The organism is Burkholderia sp. MBR-1, assembly GCF_013822785.1.
Classification (GTDB): domain Bacteria; phylum Pseudomonadota; class Gammaproteobacteria; order Burkholderiales; family Burkholderiaceae; genus Burkholderia; species Burkholderia vietnamiensis.
Genome location: NZ_CP053609.1, coordinates 2,553,113 through 2,571,691 on the forward strand (window position 1 = coordinate 2,553,113; position 18,579 = coordinate 2,571,691).

Here is an 18,579-nt window from a genome sequence, read left to right on the forward strand (position 1 = left end):
TTAGGCGCACATCGCTCCCGCCCCGTAGAGCACGCGCCTGCGGCTGCGCGCCCGCGCCGACGTCAGTGCGACGCGGCGCTCGCGGCCTCGGCCGGGTGGGCTTCGTCGTACGCGTGCTTCTGCGAGATCGCGTTGTACATGATCGTCCCGATCACCAGGAGTACGGCCACGACGATCAGGATGCTCACGTTGCGGACTGGGTTCTTCTTGCGCTGATCGTTCATGGCCGGTGCGGCTCCGTCGAATTCGTCGAAGCGGGCATTCTACGCGCTTGCGCCCGTTACGACGCGCCGGGTTGCGCCGTCGCACTGCGCCCCTGGTTTTCCGTCGAACATCGTTTCCGTGCGCGGGCGCGCGCCGCTGACGGGCAGGCAACACGCCGCACAGCGCCGACCGATGTGCGCGCGCACCGCGTTACGCCAGCTCGGACACGTCGCGCACCGGCAACGCGGTCGAATACTTGATCTGCTCCATGGCGAACGACGAGCTCACGTCGAACAGCGGCACCATGCGGATCAGCTGCTTGTACACGCGGTCGTAATCGTCGATGCCCGCCACCACGACACGCAGCAGATAGTCGGTTTCGCCGCTCATCCGATAGACCTCGACGACTTCCGGCATGTCGCGCACGACTTGCGTAAAGCGCTGGGCCCACTCCTCGGTGTGCTGGTTCGTGCGGATCGCGACGAACACGGTGGTGCCGACGCCGAGCTTGCGCGGGTCGCACAGCGCGACCTGCGCACGGATCGCGCCGGTTTCCTTCAGTCGCTGCACGCGCTTCCAGCACGGCGTCTGCGACAGGTTCACGCGCTGCGCGAGTTCGGCGATCGGCAATGTGGCGTCCGCCTGCAACAGCTCCAGCAGCTTGCGATCGATGGCATCCATTTATCTGGTCCCTCGTAGATAGAAATTTTTTCTATGCATCCAGCATAACGGGGAACAATATGGAAAGCACTCGCTGCCGTCGACCGGGATAAATACCAATCCGCGCGCATCCGACACCGCCTCACCCCCGGTTCGGGCGCGGGCGGCGCCGAGTTACGCCGCCCGTCAAACGAAACAGGCGACTTCACCCGTTCGGGTGAAATCGCCTGAAGTCACGACAACGGCGGCCGCCGCGCATGGACGGCGCGGCGGCGCGGCAGCGGTCAATACGCGACGGTCGCGATCTCGCGCACGAAGCTGTGCTGCTCGAGCGCATCGACGAACGCGACGGCGTAATCCTCCGCCGAGATCCGGCTGTCGCCGTGCGCGTCGGCGATCAGCGTGCCCGCGCCGGTGCGGAACGTGCCGGTGCGCTCGCCGGGCGCGATCAGTGCGGCGGGCGCGAAGAACGTCCAGTCGAGATCGCCGACCGTTTTCAGATAGTCGAGCGCTTCGCGATGCGCCAGCGCGACCGCCTTGTACGCCTGCGGGAAGCCGTCGGTGTCGACCAGTTGCCGGCCGGGCGCGACTTCGAGCGAACCCGCGCCGCCGACCACGACGAGCCGCTTCAGCCCGGCCTGCCGTGCGCCCGCCACGAGCGCCCGCGCGGCCGCGACGACCTTCGCGGCATCGTCCTGCTGCGGGCCGTATGCGCTCGCGACCACGTCGTGACCCGGCAGCACGGCCGCAATGCTGGCCGGCTCGAACAGGTCGGCCGCCTGCGCGACGATGCCGTCGCCGGCCGCGCCCGGTCGGCGCGACAACGCGGTCACGCGATGGCCGCGGCGGGCCGCTTCAGCGGCGATGCGCGAGCCGATCATCCCGGTGGCGCCGAACAGCGCGATGTTCAACGGATGGTGCGTCATGTCGATTCTCCAGAAATAAAAGTAACTACAGCGATTACATATAAGGCCAAAAAAAACGGAGCGAACTCCGTTGCGCGAACCACCGCGCGGTCCACCAGGCGCCGCCCCAGCGCCTTCACCAGCCGGCGCCCTACCCCGCGCCGCTGCGTTGCTCCGATGCGAGCACGTCCGCCGTGACGTCGGCGAGCGTGCGCGTGGCGAGCGATGCTTCCATCGCGCGCTGCGCATCGCCGATATAGTCGATCAGCACGCCCTGGATGTGCCGCCCGACCATGCACGCCGGATTCGGCGCCTCGCGATGGAGCGCGAACAATTGCGCATCGTCGACCGCGCGATACACGTCGAGCAGCGAGATGTCGCCCGGCTCGCGCGCGAGCAGCGCCCCGCCGCCCGCGCCGAGCTGCGACGTGGTCAGCCCGGCCGCCGCCAGCATCGACAGCAGCCGCCGGATCAGCGCCGGGTTCGTGTTCACGCTGCCCGCGATGATCTCGGACGACAACGGCACGCCGTCCTGCATCGACAGCAAGGCAAGCACGTGCACGGCAAACGCGAACCGGCTGCTGGTATTCATTCGTCACTCGCTCAACGACGCCGGCCCGAACCGCGACCGGCGACAATGTGTAACAACTATAATTACATTTAACGACTTGCGCAAGCGCGCCGTCACTGGCCGCTGGCAGGCTTTGCGCCGGCCGCGTTCTGCTGGCTCCACTGCTGGAGCTTCTTGCCGGCCTCGGCCATCTTCGCGCCGGCTTCGGACGCCGCATGCGCGACGACCGCCGACGCGGCCGCATCGAACTGCGCCTGCGCGGCCGATGCCAGCCCGCTCGCGGAAAGCGGCGGCACCGCAGACGCAGCCGACGCGATGCCGGCCTTCGCGGCATTGAGCTGCTGGCTCACGGTGCTCGCTACCTGGTCGAGCGCCTGGGCCGCATGGTTCGCGGCATCGGCGGCCGCGCTCGCGGCCGTATCGGGTTGGTTCGCCGGTGCGCCGGACTTCTCGCAGCCCGCGAGCAACAGCACCGTAGCGGCGGCCGCAGCCGCCAGCATTGCGCCGGGCGCGCGTCGCGCCGGCCAAGTCTTCATCTTCATCAGCAATCTCCGGCCATGCACGTACGGCCTGGTTGGTTGGACCGGTGTCGATGATACCGCCTGTGTCACCGCAGCCATGAAGCGTCGCGATCGAACATGCCGTGCAATTTCGAATTCGTCTGATTCAAGCGCCTGCGCAACGCCACTAAAGTCGGCAGGCCTACAACCGTTTCGTTCGCCTCCCGCTCCTTATGGCTTTTCTCATCGACTGGTTCATCGCGCTGGCCGCGGCACTCGCCACCAGCCTGTTCGTGTGTCTTCGCGCGCCAGCCGCGCGGCGCTTTCGCGACGACGGCCGCCCGCGCCGCGTCGCATCCGCGCGCCTGCTCGCCCAGGCAGTGATCGGCTTCTGGACGGCGGCGCTGATCGTCGTGCAGGGCATTCTCGGCCCCGACGGCCACGGACAATCGGTCACCGGCTTCGCCTCGCTGGCAATCGCCGCGCTCGGGCTCGCCGCCGTCGCCACCTATTGGACCGCCCGCGCGCTGCGGCTGCGCCGCCCGCGCCACATGTTCACGCGCCACTGACGCACCAGACCGGCGCATCGCACCGCACCACCACGCGCCACACGCGCCAGCACGCGCACCAGTTGCGCACACCCCGCACCGCACGCGTGCGTTTTCTGCCGAAATGACGCCGTCGGCAGCTCGCCCCGTTTTCGTGCAACCCTCACCGGAAAGCCGCGCCGCACGGCACTTCGCACCAACTACACGCACTCACTCACCAACTTGGCTCGAAATTTGCATTCCTTGCCCATTTTTTGCGCAAGGATGTAACGGCATGGATGGTCTGAAATCCGGCGTCGACACACTGTTCCTGTTGATCGGCGCCGTCATGGTGCTCGCGATGCACGCGGGCTTCGCTTTCCTCGAACTTGGCACGGTCCGCAAGAAGAACCAGGTCAACGCGCTGGTGAAGATCCTGGTCGACTTCTCGGTGTCGACGCTCGCGTACTTCTTCATCGGCTACACGATCGCGTACGGCGTCGAATTCTTCGACGACATCGGCTCGCTGTCGCAGCACAACGGCTACGCGCTGGTGCGCTTCTTCTTCCTGCTGACGTTCGCCGCGGCCATCCCGGCAATCGTGTCCGGCGGCATCGCGGAACGCGCGAAATTCAATCCGCAGCTCGTCGCCACGATGATCATCGTCGGCTTCATCTATCCGTTCTTCGAAGGGATCGCGTGGAACGAGCGCTTCGGCGTGCAGGCGTGGCTCACGCACGCCTTCGGCGCGCCGTTCCACGACTTCGCGGGCTCGGTCGTCGTCCATGCCTTTGGCGGCTGGGTCGCGCTGCCGGCCGTGCTGCTGCTCGGCGCACGCCACGGCCGCTATGCGAAGGACGGCCGCATCGCCGCGCATCCGCCGTCGAACATTCCGTTCCTCGCGCTCGGCGCGTGGGTGCTGGCGGTCGGCTGGTTCGGCTTCAACGTGATGAGCGCGCAGACGCTCGACAAGATCAGCGGCCTCGTCGCCGTGAACTCGCTGATGGCGATGGTCGGCGGCACGCTCGCCGCGTGGATGGCCGGCCGCAACGACCCGGGCTTCACGTACAACGGTCCGCTCGCCGGCCTCGTCGCGGTGTGCGCGGGCTCCGACGTGATGCACCCGATCGGGGCGCTCGTCACCGGCGCCGCGGCCGGCGCGCTGTTCGTCGCGATGTTCACCTGCGTGCAGAACAAGTGGCGCATCGACGACGTGCTCGGCGTGTGGCCGCTGCACGGTATGTGCGGCGCGCTCGGCGGCCTCGCGGCCGGCGTGTTCGGGATGCCCGCGCTCGGCGGCCTCGGCGGCGTGTCGTTCATGTCGCAGCTGATCGGCACGCTGGGCGGCATCGCGATCGCCACCGCGGGCGGCACGCTGGTGTACGGCGCGCTGAAGGCGACCGTCGGCCTGCGGCTCGATCGCGAAGCCGAGTTCGACGGCGCGGATCTGTCGATCCACCGCATCTCGGCGACGCCGGAGCGCGACTGAGCGTCGTCGGCGCGTGAGGCGGGCGTCGGGCCGCCCGCCTCACGCAGACCCGCCTCACGCAGACCCGCCTCATCATTACGTTTTCAATTCAAAAAACTTTCATCTAGCGTCCCTACACTTCCGTCCAGTTTTCAACTTGCCTTCGTCTTGCTTGCCGCTCGCCTGCACGACGAAAGCCATTCTTCCAACATCTGAAACTGGACTCCACATGCCCGCGTTGCCCAATGCTTCCCGTCGTCAGGCCCTGAAGATCCTCGCCGGGGCGCCGATGCTGCCCCTTTCCGGCCTCGCGCTGCCGGCCCTGTTGACCGGCTGCGGCGGCGGCGACAATCCGACGGCCACGCCGGCCGCCGCCTATGCGTCGGCCGCGTTCGCCGCGATGGCCGCGCCGACGCTCGACAATCCGGGCGCGATGGCCGCCACGACGGTGGGCTCGACGCTGGCGGTGTCGTTCTCGGACGGCTCGTCGCGCAACTTCAAGCTCGCGTACCGGCCGTTCTTCGTGACGGGCGACATGGTGCCGGACGGCAAAGGCGGCACGATCCTCGCGGGCGGCTACTACGACATCAACAACCAGCCGATCATCGACCGCTCGGTGGCCGGCAAGGAGCGCCAGTTCTATTCGGACTGCCCGGACGGCAGCTCGCTGCTGACGCTGAAGAACGCGAACGTGGCGGGCGTGAAGGGCAACACGGTGTTCGCCGTCGTGCAGTTCGAATACACGACGCGCGACCAGGCGAGCGCGTCGCAGTACGGCCAGCTGCCGTCGCCGATCGCGGTCATCACGCTCGACCAGGATCCGGCCACCGGCGCGCTGAAGGTCGTCAAGTATCACAACGTCGACACGTCGAAGGCGCACGGGCTGTGGATCACCTGCGGCGCGAGCCTGTCGCCGTGGGGCACGCACCTGTCGAGCGAGGAATACGAGCCGGACGCGACGAAGGCCGCGACCGACGCGCAGTTCAAGGCGTTCAGCCGCAACACGTTCGGCGACGAGACGAAGGCGAACCCCTACCACTACGGCCATCTGCCCGAGATCACGGTGAATCCGGACGGCACCGGCACGGTGAAGAAGCACTACTGTCTCGGCCGCATCTCGCACGAGCTGATCCAGGTGATGCCGGACCAGCGCACCGTGATGATGGGCGACGACGCGACCAACGGCGGCCTGTTCATGTTCGTCGCCGACAAGGCGGCCGACCTGTCGGCCGGCACGCTGTACGTCGCGAAATGGACGCAGACGACCTCGGCCGGCGCCGGCAGCGCGACGCTCACGTGGATCAGGATCGGCCATGCGACGAGCAGCGAGATCGAGACGCTCGCGAACACGCTGAAGGCGTCGGACATCATGGACGTCGCGACGGTCGATCCGGCCGACGCGAGCTATACGAAGATCCACTTCGGCGGCAAGTTCAACTGGATTCGCGTGAAGCCGGGGATGGAAAAGGCCGCCGCGTTCCTGGAGACGCACCGCTACGCGGCGCTGATCGGCGGCAGCATGGCGTTCACGAAGCTCGAGGGCACGACGGTCAACGCGCGCGACAAGATCGTCTACTCGGCGATGTCGCGGATCGAGACGTCGATGATCAAGGGCAACGCGGTGTCGCGCGACGTCGCGCTCGACAAGAAGATCGCCGCGGGCGCCGTCTACGCGCTGAACCTGAAGGGCAGCCAGCGCGACACGACGGGCGCCTCGATCGACAGCGACTGGGTGCCGGTCGACATGAGCGCGCCGGCCGCGCTGGTCGGTGAGGACCTGGCCGCCGCCGACGCGCTCGGCAACCTTGCGAACCCGGACAAGATCGCGAACCCCGACAACCTGAAGTTCTCGGAGAAGCTGCGCACGCTCTTCATCGGCGAAGACTCGGGCATGCACGTGAACAACTTCCTGTGGGCGTACAACGTCGACACGAAAGCCCTCACGCGCGTGCTGTCGTGCCCGGCGGGCGCCGAATCGACGGGCCTGCACGCGGTGGACGAGATCAACGGCTGGACCTACATCATGAGCAACTTCCAGCACGCGGGCGACTGGGAGACGCCGCTGCACGACAAGGTCAAGCCGACGCTCGATCCGCTCGTGCGCGCGAACTTCAAGGACCGCTTCGGCGCAAGCGTCGGCTATCTGACGGCCGAGCCGACCAGCATCAAGCTCGCGAAGGCCTGAGCGTCAACCGGGGCGCGCGGCGCCCCGCTTCATCGTCACGTTTCATTCGTCGGCGCTCCACGCCGTCTTCTGCGCGATGCCCATTGCGGGCGTCGCGCTTTTTTTTGCACGGCGATGAAGGCGGTGCGAACGACGACGCGGCCGGGCGATAGACTCGCGGTTGACGCGGTAGACTGCGCTGTCGGGGAAACTGCGGCGTTCGGCCGCAGGTGTCGGCGTTGCGTCGGCGGCGGGCAAAAAAAAGCGCCACGGAGACCGTGGCGCTAAAAAAGTTCTAGCCATTCCGAGGGCCGTGCTAGAACCTGAGAGACTGCGCGAAACACCGTAGCGGGTTAAACTCCTGAAACGATGTTTCGAAAACGTGAGACATTCTTTCCGTTTCCGGCCGCCAAGTCAAGCGGTATTTGCACCGGCCTCTTCACTTTCCGGCAATAGTGAGTTGGCGGTTTCCCCAGTAAACCCAAGGGTGAACCCGTAAAATGTCATACGATGAACGATTCACCCATGGAACATGCATGTTTTGACAATCATCGTACAATTCTAACAAAATTGAAATCGAGTTTCGGAAATAGAGAGAACCGCACGTGTCGACATCTGTAACGCCTCCTGCGCCCCGAGATCGCGAATCGTCGCCGGACGAGATCACCGCCCTCGCGCGCGGTCTCGCCGTGCTGCGCCGCATCGCTGCGGCCGACGCCCCGGTCAGCAATCGCGAGCTGACCGAATTGACCGGTATCCCGAAGCCGACGGTATCGCGTATCACCGCGACGCTCGTCAGCGCCGGCTTCCTGTTCCAGTTGCCCGACAGCGAACGCTTCGTGCTGACGGCGTCCGTCCTCGAGCTGAGCCACGGCTTCCTGCGCAACTTCGACATTCGCGCACGCTCGCGGCCGTTCATGATCGAACTGGCCGAACGCACGTCGCTGTCGGTGCACCTCGCGGTGCGCGACCGGCTCGACATGGTCGCGATCGACGTGATCCGGCCGCGCTCGGCGGTGCTGGTCACGCGTCTGGAAATCGGCTCGCGGATGGACATCGCGCGCACGGCGGTCGGCCGCGCGTATCTCGCGGCGCTCGAGGACGACGAGCGCGACACGCTGCTCGACGCGCTGCGCGCGACGGCCGGCGACGACTGGCCGCTCGTGTCGGCGCGCCTGAAATCCGGCCTCGACGAAGCGCTCCGCGACGGCCATGCGCTCGCGGTCGGCGAGTGGCGCGAAGGGCTGAACGCCGTTGCGGCCGGGTTCGTCGGGCCGTCGGGCCAGCGCTATTCGGTGAACTGCGGCGGCGCGTCGAGCCAGTGCTCGCCCGAATGGCTGCAGGAACACGTGGTGCCCGCGCTGCACGAATGCATCGCGAAGATCACGCGCGAGATCGGCGGCTCGCCGGCGCGGCGCAGCGTCGTGTAATCGATTCGTCATCGTCGCGTCGCGTTCTTCGTGTGCTGTAACGGCCGTAACCCGTTGAAAGATGGGCCACTGGACTGTAGCGGGGACGGCACGTAGGATCATGCCCATCGTCGCGCCGCAGCCGCGGCGCACAATGCGCTCTTTCCCGCGCGGATCCGACGGGCCGGACCGAGCCGGCCCCGCCGGCGCTGCGTGCGCACGCGCGATCGGCGCGATCGGCGCATTTGCCGCGTTTACCGCGTGTACGGCGCCTACCGGCACGCCGCGCCGCCTTCCCGACAGAACACGATGGACAACCAACCCAAGCCCACGCCCCCTTCGAAGGACCCTGCCCCAACTGCCGCGCGGCGCCCGCGCCGCACGCTCGCGATCGGCACGCTCGCGGTCGTCATCGTCGGCGGCCTGCTGTGGTGGCATCCGTGGCGGCGCACGCCCGCCGACGCCCCCGGCGCCGCCGGCCCGGCGTCCGGCGCGATGGCCGGCGGCGGCCATCGCGGCCGCGGCGGCCCCGCTGCGATGGCGAACGTGCCGCAGCCCGTGTCGGTCGCAACCGCGACGCAAGGCGAGATGCCGATCGTGCTGTCCGCACTCGGCACCGTGACGCCGCTCGCGAACGTCACCGTCAAGAGCCAGCTGTCGGGCTACCTGCAGTCGGTCGCGTTCCAGGAAGGCCAGATCGTGAAGAAAGGCGACCTGCTCGCGCAGATCGATCCGCGCCCGTACCAGGTCTCGCTCGAGAACGCCGAAGGCACGCATGCGCGCGACGCGGCGCTGCTCGCGACCGCGCGTCTCGATCTGAAACGCTATCAGACGCTGCTGTCGCAGGACTCGATCGCATCGCAGACGGTCGACACGCAGGCGTCGCTCGTCAAGCAATATGAAGGCACGGTGAAAACCGACCAGGCCGCGATCGACTCCGCGAAGCTCAATCTCACGTACGCGCGCATCACCGCGCCGGTCGCGGGCCGCGTCGGCCTGCGTCAGGTCGACGCCGGCAACTACGTGACGCCGGGCGACACGAACGGGATCGTCGTGATCACGCAGCTGCAGCCGATCAGCGTGATCTTCACGACCTCGGAAGACAACCTGCCGGCGATCCTCGAGCAGGTGAACGCGGGCCGCAAGCTGTCGGTCACCGCCTACAACCGCAACAACACCGTGCCGCTCGAGACGGGCTCGCTCGAGACGCTCGACAACCAGATCGACACGAGCACCGGCACGGTGAAGCTGCGTGCCACGTTCGCGAACACCACGGGGCGGCTGTTCCCGAATCAGTTCGTCAACACGCGGCTGCTCATCGACGTGATCCGCAATGCGACGATCGTGCCGACCTCGGCGGTGCTGACCGGCTCGATCGGCCAGTTCGTGTACGTCGTCAAGCCCGACAACACGGTGACGGTGCGCAAGGTCAAGACCGGCCCGGTCGACGGCGAGCGCACGAGCATCGTCAGCGGCGTCGCGGTCGGAGAGCGCGTGGTCACCGACGGCTCCGATCGCCTGCGCGAAGGCTCGAAGATCTCGATCCCCGCCGACAAGCCGAACGGCGCGTCGGGGGCTTCAGGCACAACCAGTGCATCGGACGCATCGCGCACGGGCGCCCATCGCGGCGGCCACCGCACCGGCGCGTCGCACGCAGCGGCCGCGTCGGCCCCGTAACGCGCGGGCCGCTCGATGAATCCATCCCGCCTGTTCATTCTCCGGCCGGTCGGCACTGCGCTGCTGATGGCCGCGATCATGCTGGCCGGCCTCGTCGCGCTGCGCTTCCTGCCGCTCGCCGCGCTGCCCGAAGTCGACTATCCGACGATCCAGGTCCAGACCTTCTATCCGGGCGCGAGCCCGGAGGTGATGACGTCGTCGGTCACCGCGCCGCTCGAGCGGCAGTTCGGGCAGATGCCGTCGCTGAACCAGATGTCGTCGCAGAGCTCGGCCGGCGCATCGGTGATCACGCTACAGTTCTCGCTCGACCTGCCGCTCGACATCGCCGAGCAGGAAGTGCAGGCCGCGATCAACGCGGCCGGCAACCTGCTGCCGTCCGATCTCCCTGCCCCGCCGATCTATGCGAAGGTGAACCCGGCCGACGCGCCGGTGATCACGCTCGCGATCACGTCGAAGACGCTGCCGCTCACGCAGGTGCAGGACCTGACCGACACGCGCCTCGCGATGAAGATCTCGCAGATCGCGGGCGTCGGCCTGGTGAGCCTGTCGGGCGGCAACCGGCCGGCCGTGCGGATCCAGGCGAACCCGACCGCGCTCGCGAAGTACGGGATGAACCTCGACGATCTGCGCACGACGATCTCGAACCTGAACGTCAACACGCCGAAGGGCAATTTCGACGGCCCGACGCGCGCCTACACGATCAACGCGAACGACCAGCTCACGAGCGCCGACCAGTACAACGACGCGGTGGTCGCATACAAGAACGGCCGCCCGGTGATGCTCACCGACGTCGCGCAGATCGTCGCCGGCTCGGAGAACACCAAGCTCGGCGCCTGGGTGAATGCGGAGCCGGCGATCATCCTGAACGTGCAGCGCCAGCCGGGCGCGAACGTGATCGCGACCGTCGACGCGATCAAGGCGCAGTTGCCGAAGCTCCAGGAGACGCTGCCCGCCGCACTCGACGTGCAGATCGTCACTGACCGCACGACGATGATCCGCGCCGCCGTGCGCGACGTGCAGTTCGAGCTGCTGCTCGCGGTCGCGCTGGTCGTGCTGGTGATGTACCTGTTCCTCGCGAACGTGTACGCGACGCTCATCCCGAGCCTGTCGGTGCCGCTGTCGCTGATCGGTACGCTGGCGGTGATGTACATGGCCGGCTTCTCGCTGAACAACCTGTCGCTGATGGCGCTCACCATCGCGACCGGCTTCGTCGTCGACGATGCGATCGTGATGATCGAGAACATCGCGCGCTACGTCGAGGAAGGCGACTCCGGGCTCGAGGCCGCGCTAAAGGGTTCGAAGCAGATCGGCTTCACGATCATCTCGCTGACGGTGTCGCTGATCGCCGTGCTGATCCCGCTGCTGTTCATGGGCGACGTGGTCGGACGCCTGTTCCACGAATTCGCGATCACGCTCGCGGTGACGATCGTGATCTCGGCGATCGTGTCGCTCACGCTCGTGCCGATGATGTGCGCGACGCTGCTGCGCCATTCGCCGCCGCATGAAAGCCATCGCTTCGAAGCGCGCGTGCACCGCGCGATCGACTGGGTGATCGCCCGCTACGCGGTCGCGCTCGAATGGGTGCTGAACCGCCAGCGCTCGACGCTGGTGGTCGCGCTGCTCACGCTCGCGCTGACCGCGCTGCTCTACGTGTACGTGCCGAAGGGCTTCTTTCCCGCGCAGGACACCGGCGTGATCCAGGCGATCACGCAGGCGCCGCAGTCGATCTCGTACGGCGCGATGGCCGAGCGCCAGCAGGCGCTCGCCGCCGAGATCCTGAAGGATCCGAACGTCGAGAGCCTCACGTCGTTCATCGGCGTCGACGGCACCAACATCACGCTTAACAGCGGCCGCATGCTGATCAACCTGAAGGCGCGCGACGCGCGCAGCGAGTCGGCCGCGCAGATCATTCGCGACCTGCAGCGGCGCGTCGCGAACGTGACCGGCATCTCGCTGTTCATGCAGGCCGTGCAGGATCTGACGATCGACTCGACCGTGAGCCCGACGCAATACCAGTTCATGCTGACGAGCCCGAACCCCGAAGAGTTCGCGACCTGGGTGCCGAAGCTCGTCGCGCGGCTGCAGCAGGAAGCGTCGCTCGCCGACGTCGCGACCGATCTGCAGAGCAACGGGCAGTCGGTCTACGTCGAGATCGACCGCGCGAGCGCCGCGCGTTTCGGCATCACGCCGGCGACCGTCGACAACGCGCTGTACGACGCGTTCGGCCAGCGCATCGTGTCGACCATCTTCACGCAGTCGAACCAGTACCGCGTGATTCTCGAATCGGAGCCCCGCGAGCAGCATTACGCGCAGTCGCTGAACGACATCTATCTGCCGTCGGCCGGCGGCGGCCAGGTGCCGCTCGCGTCGATCGCGACGTTCCACGAACGGCCGTCGCCGCTGCTGGTCGCGCACCTGTCGCAGTTCCCGTCGACCACGATCTCGTTCAACCTCGCGCCGGGCGCGTCGCTCGGCGAGGCCGTGAAGGCGATCGGCGCGGCCGAGCACGACATCGGCCTGCCCGGCTCGTTCCAGACGCGCTTCCAGGGCGCGGCGCTCGCGTTCCAGGCGTCGCTGTCGAACCAGCTGTTCCTGATCCTGGCGGCGATCGTCACGATGTACATCGTGCTCGGCGTGCTGTACGAGAGCTACATCCATCCGATCACGATCCTGTCGACGCTGCCGTCGGCCGGCGTCGGCGCGCTGCTCGCGCTGATGATCACCGGCCACGACCTCGACATCATCGGCATCATCGGCATCGTGCTGCTGATCGGCATCGTCAAGAAGAACGCGATCATGATGATCGACTTCGCGCTCGAAGCCGAGCGCGTCGAAGGCAAGCCGCCGCGCGAGGCGATCTACCAGGCGTGCCTGCTGCGCTTCCGGCCGATCCTGATGACGACGCTCGCCGCGCTGCTCGGCGCGGTGCCGCTGATCGTCGGCGCCGGCGCGGGCTCCGAGCTGCGCCAGCCGCTCGGCATCGCGATCGCGGGCGGCCTGATCGTGTCGCAGGTGCTGACGCTGTTCACGACGCCGGTGATCTATCTCGGCTTCGACAGCCTCGCGCGCCGGACGCGCGGCTGGTTCGAGCGGCACGGCCCCGGCGCCGGCAAGCGGACCGGTGCGTAAGCGATGAACCTGTCGCGCCCGTTCATCACCCGCCCCGTCGCGACGACGCTGCTCGCGCTCGGCGTCGCGCTCGCGGGGCTGTTCGCGTTCATCCGGCTGCCGGTGTCGCCGCTGCCGCAGGTCGACTTCCCGACCATCCTGGTGCAGGCGTCGCTGCCGGGCGCGAGCCCCGAAACCGTCGCGACCAGCGTGACGAGCCCGCTCGAGCGGCATCTCGGCTCGATCGCCGACGTCAGCGAGATGACCTCGACCAGCACCGTCGGCAACGCGCGGATCGTGCTGCAGTTCGGGCTGAACCGCGACATCGACGGCGCCGCGCGCGACGTGCAGGCCGCGATCAACGCGGCGCGCGCCGATCTGCCCACGTCGCTCAAGAGCAATCCGACCTACCGCAAGGTCAACCCGGCCGACTCGCCGATCATGGTCGTGGCGCTGACGTCGGAGACGTCGTCGCCGGCGAAGCTGTACGACGCCGCCTCGACGGTGCTGCAGCAGTCGCTGTCGCAGATCGACGGGGTCGGCCAGGTGGCGATCAGCGGCTCCGCGAATCCGGCCGTGCGCGTCGAGCTCGAGCCGCAGGCGCTGTTCCACTACGGGATCGGCCTCGAGGACGTGCGGGCCGCGCTGGCGTCCGCGAACGCGAACAGCCCGAAGGGCGCGATCGAGTTCGGCCCGACGCACTACCAGCTCTATACCAACGACCAGGCGTCGCGCGCGTCGCAGTACAGCGACCTGGTGGTCGCGTACCGCAACGGCGCGGCCGTGCGGCTGTCCGACCTGTCCGACGTCGTCGATTCGGTCGAGGATTTGCGCAACCTCGGGCTGTCGAACGGCAAGCGCGCGGTGCTCGTGATTCTGTACCGCTCGCCCGGCGCGAACATCATCGAGACGATCGACCGCGTGAACGCGGCGTTGCCGCAGCTCACCGCCTCGCTGCCGGCCGACATCACGGTCACGCCGGTGCTCGACCGTTCGACCACGATCCGCGCGTCGCTGAAGGACACCGAGCGCACGCTGCTGATCGCGATCAGCCTGGTCGTGATGGTCGTGTTCCTGTTCCTGCGCAACTGGCGCGCGACGCTGATTCCGAGCGTCGCGGTGCCGATCTCGATCGTCGGCACGTTCGGCGCGATGTACCTGCTCGGCTTCTCGATCGACAACCTGTCGCTGATGGCGCTGATCGTCGCGACCGGCTTCGTCGTCGACGACGCGATCGTCGTGCTCGAGAACATCACGCGCCACATCGAGAACGGCAAGCCGCGCTTGCAGGCGGCGTTCGACGGCGCGCGCGAGGTCGGCTTCACGGTGCTGTCGATGAGCCTGTCGCTGGTCGCGGTGTTCCTGCCGATCCTGCTGATGGGCGGCATCGTCGGGCGGCTGTTCCGCGAATTCGCGCTGACGCTGTCGCTCGCGATCGGCGTGTCGCTCGCGGTGTCGCTCACCGTCACGCCGATGATGTGCGCGCGGCTGCTGCGCGAAGCGCACGACGTGCACGAGGAAGGCCGCATCGGCCGGTTCCTCGAGCGCTGCTTTGCGCGGATGCAGCGCGGCTACGAGCGCACGCTGTCGTGGGCGCTGCGCCGCCCGCTGCTGGTGCTGCTGATCCTGTTCGCGACGGTCGGGCTGAACGTGTATCTGTACATCGTCGTGCCGAAGGGCTTCTTCCCGCAGCAGGACACCGGGCTGATGATCGGCGGCATCCAGGCCGACCAGTCGACGTCGTTCCAGGCGATGAAGCTGAAATTCTCGGAGATGATGCGCATCGTGCAGGGCAACCCGAACGTGAAGAGCGTCGCGGGCTTCACCGGCGGCTCGCAGACCAATTCGGGCTTCATGTTCGTCACGCTGAAGGACCGCACCGAGCGCAAGCTGTCGGCCGATCAGGTGATCCAGCAACTGCGTCAGCCGCTGTCGCAGGTCGCGGGCGCGCGCACGTTCCTGCAGGCCGCGCAGGACATTCGCGTGGGCGGCCGGCAGAGCAACGCGCAGTACCAGTTCACGCTGCTCGGCGATTCGAGCGCCGAGCTGTACAAATGGGGGCCGCTGCTGACCGAAGCGCTGCAAAAGCGCCCCGAGCTCACCGACGTGAACTCCGATCAGCAGCAAGGCGGCCTCGAGGCGATGGTGACGATCGACCGGGCGACGGCCGCGCGGCTCGGCATCAAGCCCTCGCAGATCGACAACACGCTGTACGACGCCTTCGGCCAGCGCCAGGTGTCGACGATCTACAACCCGCTGAACCAGTACCACGTCGTGATGGAAGTCGCGCCGAAGTACTGGCAGAGCCCGGAGATGCTCGAGCAGGTGTGGATCAGCACGTCGGGCGGCAGCGCCAACGGTTCGCAGACGACCAACGCGACGGCCGGCACCTTCGTCGCGACGGCGGCCGGCACGTCGAGCGCCGGCACGGCCGCGACCAGCGCCGCGGCGATCGCGGCCGATTCGGCGCGCAACCAGGCGCTGAACGCGATCGCGTCGAGCGGCAAGTCGAGCGCGTCGTCGGGCGCCGCGGTGTCGACGTCCAAGTCGACGATGATCCCGCTGTCGGCGATCGCGACGTTCGGCCCGAGCACGACGCCGCTGTCGGTCAACCATCAGGGCCTGTTCGTCGCGACGACGATTTCGTTCAACCTGCCGCCCGGCGTGTCGCTGTCGCAGGCGACCCAGGCGATCTACGAGACGATGGCGCGGATCGGCGTGCCGCCGACGATCGTCGGCAGCTTCCAGGGCACCGCGCAGGCGTTCCAGCAATCGACGAACAACCAGCCGATCCTGATCCTCGCCGCGCTGCTGGCCGTCTACATCGTGCTCGGCGTGCTGTACGAGAGCTACATCCACCCGATCACGATCCTGTCGACGCTGCCGTCGGCCGGCGTCGGCGCGCTGCTCGCGTTGCTGCTGTGCAAGACCGAGTTCAGCATCATCGCGCTGATCGGCGTGATCCTGCTGATCGGCATCGTGAAGAAGAACGCGATCATGATGGTCGACTTCGCGATCGACCAGACCCGCCACGCCCACAAGTCGTCGTTCGACGCGATCCACGAGGCGTGCCTGCTGCGCTTCCGGCCGATCATGATGACGACGATGGCGGCGCTGCTCGGCGCGCTGCCGCTCGCGTTCGGTCACGGCGACGGCGCCGAGCTGCGCGCGCCGCTCGGGATCGCGATCGCCGGCGGGCTGATCATGTCGCAGGTGCTGACGCTCTATACGACGCCGGTCGTGTATCTGTACATGGACCGGCTGCGCGTGTGGAGCGAGAAGCGGCGCGGACGGCGCGGCGATACGGGTGGGCCGGCGGTGGCTGGGGAGTGAGGGGTGTGGGTGGTTGGCTCAGGTGATCGCCGTAAGCCGTCCGCGAAAGGCGTCGTGATCGACGGGGCGATGCAGGTGGGCTGACCGTGGTCGGCGAATGAGCCGTGCAAGCGGTCGGTGCTTGTGATTGCTGCAAGCTCTCCACGAAAGGCGTCGTGATCGACGTGGCGATGCAGGTGGGCTGACCGTGGTCGGTGAGTGAGCCGTGCAAGCGGTCGGCTCCTGTGATCGCCGTAGGCCATCCACGAAAGGCGTCGTGATCGACGTGGCGATGCAGGCGCGCTGACCGTGGCCGGCGAGTGAGCGGCGCAAGCGACCTGCGCAGACCATCGGCGTAGGTGCTCCGCGCGGGGCAACGGTGCGGGAAAACGGCGGCACCGGCACCGACGTTCCCCCGTCGAACTGCCGACCCGCCGCTATTCTCCGTTATTCGCTCGCAGCTGCCGTCTTGCGCGGGCGACGTGCGCGCGGCGCCGTCTTGCGGGCCGGTTTCTTCGGCTTCGCTTCGCTCGATGCTTCACCCGTCGCCTCGGCAGCCGCTTCGGCAACCGGTGCGGCCGCTGACGGTTCACGCGGCGTCGCGCCGCTCGCCGGCGCAACGGGCTCACCCGATGCCTGCGCTACGCGCCGGTCGTCGTCGTGCGCGGCGCGCGCGTGCTGGCGGTCGGCATGCCTGGTATCCGCATGCTCGGGGTTCGCGTGCTGGTCTCGGCCATGCCTGTCGCCGTCGTGCGTCGCGTCGTCGGGCTTCGCTTCGCCATGGCGGGCAGCGCCCTTCGCATCGCCGCCCTTCGCATCACCGCCCTTCTTCGCGCCGGCCTTCTTCGCGGCGCTCTTGCGTGTGCGCTTGCGACCGTCCTTCGCGTCGCCATGCGTATCCACCGCCTCCACCGCTTCGCCGGACGCCGTGCTTTCGGCCGCATCAGCCGCCTGCGCCGCGACGATCGCCGCTTCGTCGACGAACTCGACGGCGGCTGCATCGTCCGCATCCGCGTGCGTGCTCTCCGGCACCCCCGCATGAGCGCCGTGCCCGCGACGGCGCGGCTCGCGCGCGGGCTGTACAGCGTCGCGCCCGCCGTGACCATGGTGCCCGCCCGCCTCGCGCGTGGCCGCCGGCTCCGCCGCAACGGGATGCCGCGGCCGCGACACGAACGCGCCCGACTTGTCGTCGCGCCCCACTTCGAGCAGACCGCGCGCCTGCGCTTCGTCGAGCAGGTTGCCGAACGCGCGGAAGCCGTAGTACGACTCGTTGAAGTCGGGCTTGCGGCGCTTGATCGCGCTCTTGAGCACCGACGCCCAGATCTTGCCGACGTCGTCGCGCTCCGACGCGAGCGCATCGAACGTCTCGACCGCGAGCGCGATCGCCTCGCTGCGCCGCGCTTCCAGCTCCGGCTTGCGCGACGGCTCGTCCGCGCGCTTCGCGCCGCCGTTGCCGGTACGCTGCTGCTCGCGCTTGGCGAGCGCACGCTGCTGCTCGCGCACCAGGTCGTCGTAGAAAATGAATTCGTCGCAGTTCGCGACGAGCAGGTCCGACGTCGACTTCTTCACGCCGACGCCGATCACCTTCTTCGCGTTCTCGCGCAGCTTCGACACGAGCGGCGAAAAATCCGAGTCGCCGCTGATGATGACGAACGTATCGACGTGCGACTTGGTGTAGCAGAGGTCGAGCGCATCGACGACGAGCCGGATGTCGGCCGAATTCTTGCCCGACTGGCGCACGTGCGGGATCTCGATCAGCTCGAAGCTCGCCTCGTGCATCGACGCCTTGAAGCCCTTGTAGCGCTCCCAGTCGCAATAAGCCTTCTTCACGACGATGCTGCCCTTGAGCAGCAAGCGCTCGAGCACGGGCTTGATGTCGAATTTCTCGTACTTCGCGTCGCGCACGCCCAGTGCGACGTTCTCGAAGTCGCAGAACACGGCCATGCTGATGTTGTCCAGGGGTAATGCCATGTGTACTCCAACCGGTTGGCCGCCGCGTTGTACTGCATGGCGGCGAAAAATGCATCGCGCACATGATAGCCGGTCGGCGGCCCGATTCCGCCATTCGCGCGTG

The 18,579-nt window shown here is 67.7% G+C and carries 13 protein-coding genes; 7 read left to right on the forward strand and 6 right to left on the reverse strand.

Annotation, left to right across the window (positions count from 1 at the left end; translation table 11 throughout):
- Positions 1 to 62 precede the first annotated feature (62 nt).
- The 5 genes from MBR110_RS11690 to MBR110_RS11710 all read right to left on the reverse strand — a co-directional run bounded on the left by MBR110_RS11690 (position 63) and on the right by MBR110_RS11710 (position 2,882).
- A complete protein-coding gene (locus tag MBR110_RS11690) occupies positions 63 to 224 on the reverse strand; it encodes a hypothetical protein (protein ID WP_011884072.1) in 162 nt (53 codons plus the stop codon).
- 190 nt (positions 225 to 414) lie between these two features.
- Positions 415 to 885 (reverse strand): Lrp/AsnC family transcriptional regulator, encoded by a 471-nt coding sequence (locus MBR110_RS11695; RefSeq protein ID WP_014722767.1) that lies wholly within the window; start codon positions 883 to 885, stop codon positions 415 to 417.
- Positions 886 to 1,148: 263 nt separating this feature from the next.
- A complete protein-coding gene (locus MBR110_RS11700; protein ID WP_014722766.1) occupies positions 1,149 to 1,790 on the reverse strand; it encodes an NAD(P)-dependent oxidoreductase in 642 nt (213 codons plus the stop codon).
- Positions 1,791 to 1,920: 130 nt separating this feature from the next.
- Positions 1,921 to 2,361, reverse strand: a complete 441-nt coding sequence (locus tag MBR110_RS11705) for an Rrf2 family transcriptional regulator (protein WP_011884064.1) — start codon at positions 2,359 to 2,361, stop codon at positions 1,921 to 1,923.
- Between the two features lie 92 nt (positions 2,362 to 2,453).
- On the reverse strand, positions 2,454 to 2,882 hold the full coding sequence (locus MBR110_RS11710) for a hypothetical protein (protein ID WP_011884063.1): 429 nt from the start codon (positions 2,880 to 2,882) through the stop codon (positions 2,454 to 2,456).
- Positions 2,883 to 3,073: 191 nt separating this feature from the next.
- On the opposite strand from MBR110_RS11710, the gene MBR110_RS11715 reads away from it, so the two are divergent.
- From MBR110_RS11715 to MBR110_RS11745, 7 genes are all read left to right on the forward strand, one after another.
- On the forward strand, positions 3,074 to 3,409 hold the full coding sequence (locus MBR110_RS11715; RefSeq protein WP_011884061.1) for a hypothetical protein: 336 nt from the start codon (positions 3,074 to 3,076) through the stop codon (positions 3,407 to 3,409).
- 253 nt (positions 3,410 to 3,662) lie between these two features.
- Entirely contained in the window at positions 3,663 to 4,856 is a 1,194-nt protein-coding gene (locus MBR110_RS11720; protein WP_011884058.1) for an ammonium transporter, read from the forward strand.
- Between the two features lie 208 nt (positions 4,857 to 5,064).
- A complete protein-coding gene (locus MBR110_RS11725) occupies positions 5,065 to 7,020 on the forward strand; it encodes a PhoX family protein (RefSeq protein ID WP_059735205.1) in 1,956 nt (651 codons plus the stop codon).
- Positions 7,021 to 7,604: 584 nt separating this feature from the next.
- The gene (locus MBR110_RS11730; protein WP_011884053.1) at positions 7,605 to 8,429 is read left to right on the forward strand and encodes an IclR family transcriptional regulator; all 825 of its coding nucleotides are present in this window, start codon (positions 7,605 to 7,607) and stop codon (positions 8,427 to 8,429) included.
- A gap of 288 nt (positions 8,430 to 8,717) precedes the next feature.
- Positions 8,718 to 10,085 (forward strand): MdtA/MuxA family multidrug efflux RND transporter periplasmic adaptor subunit, encoded by a 1,368-nt coding sequence (locus tag MBR110_RS11735; protein ID WP_059735207.1) that lies wholly within the window; start codon positions 8,718 to 8,720, stop codon positions 10,083 to 10,085.
- A gap of 15 nt (positions 10,086 to 10,100) precedes the next feature.
- On the forward strand, positions 10,101 to 13,214 hold the full coding sequence (locus tag MBR110_RS11740) for an MdtB/MuxB family multidrug efflux RND transporter permease subunit (RefSeq protein ID WP_059462928.1): 3,114 nt from the start codon (positions 10,101 to 10,103) through the stop codon (positions 13,212 to 13,214).
- 3 nt (positions 13,215 to 13,217) lie between these two features.
- A complete protein-coding gene (locus tag MBR110_RS11745) occupies positions 13,218 to 16,526 on the forward strand; it encodes an efflux RND transporter permease subunit (protein ID WP_059735209.1) in 3,309 nt (1,102 codons plus the stop codon).
- Between the two features lie 426 nt (positions 16,527 to 16,952).
- Here MBR110_RS11745 and MBR110_RS11750 read toward each other — a convergent pair whose 3' ends face one another.
- On the reverse strand, positions 16,953 to 18,476 hold the full coding sequence (locus MBR110_RS11750; RefSeq protein WP_059735211.1) for an NYN domain-containing protein: 1,524 nt from the start codon (positions 18,474 to 18,476) through the stop codon (positions 16,953 to 16,955).
- Positions 18,477 to 18,579: the final 103 nt, after the last annotated feature.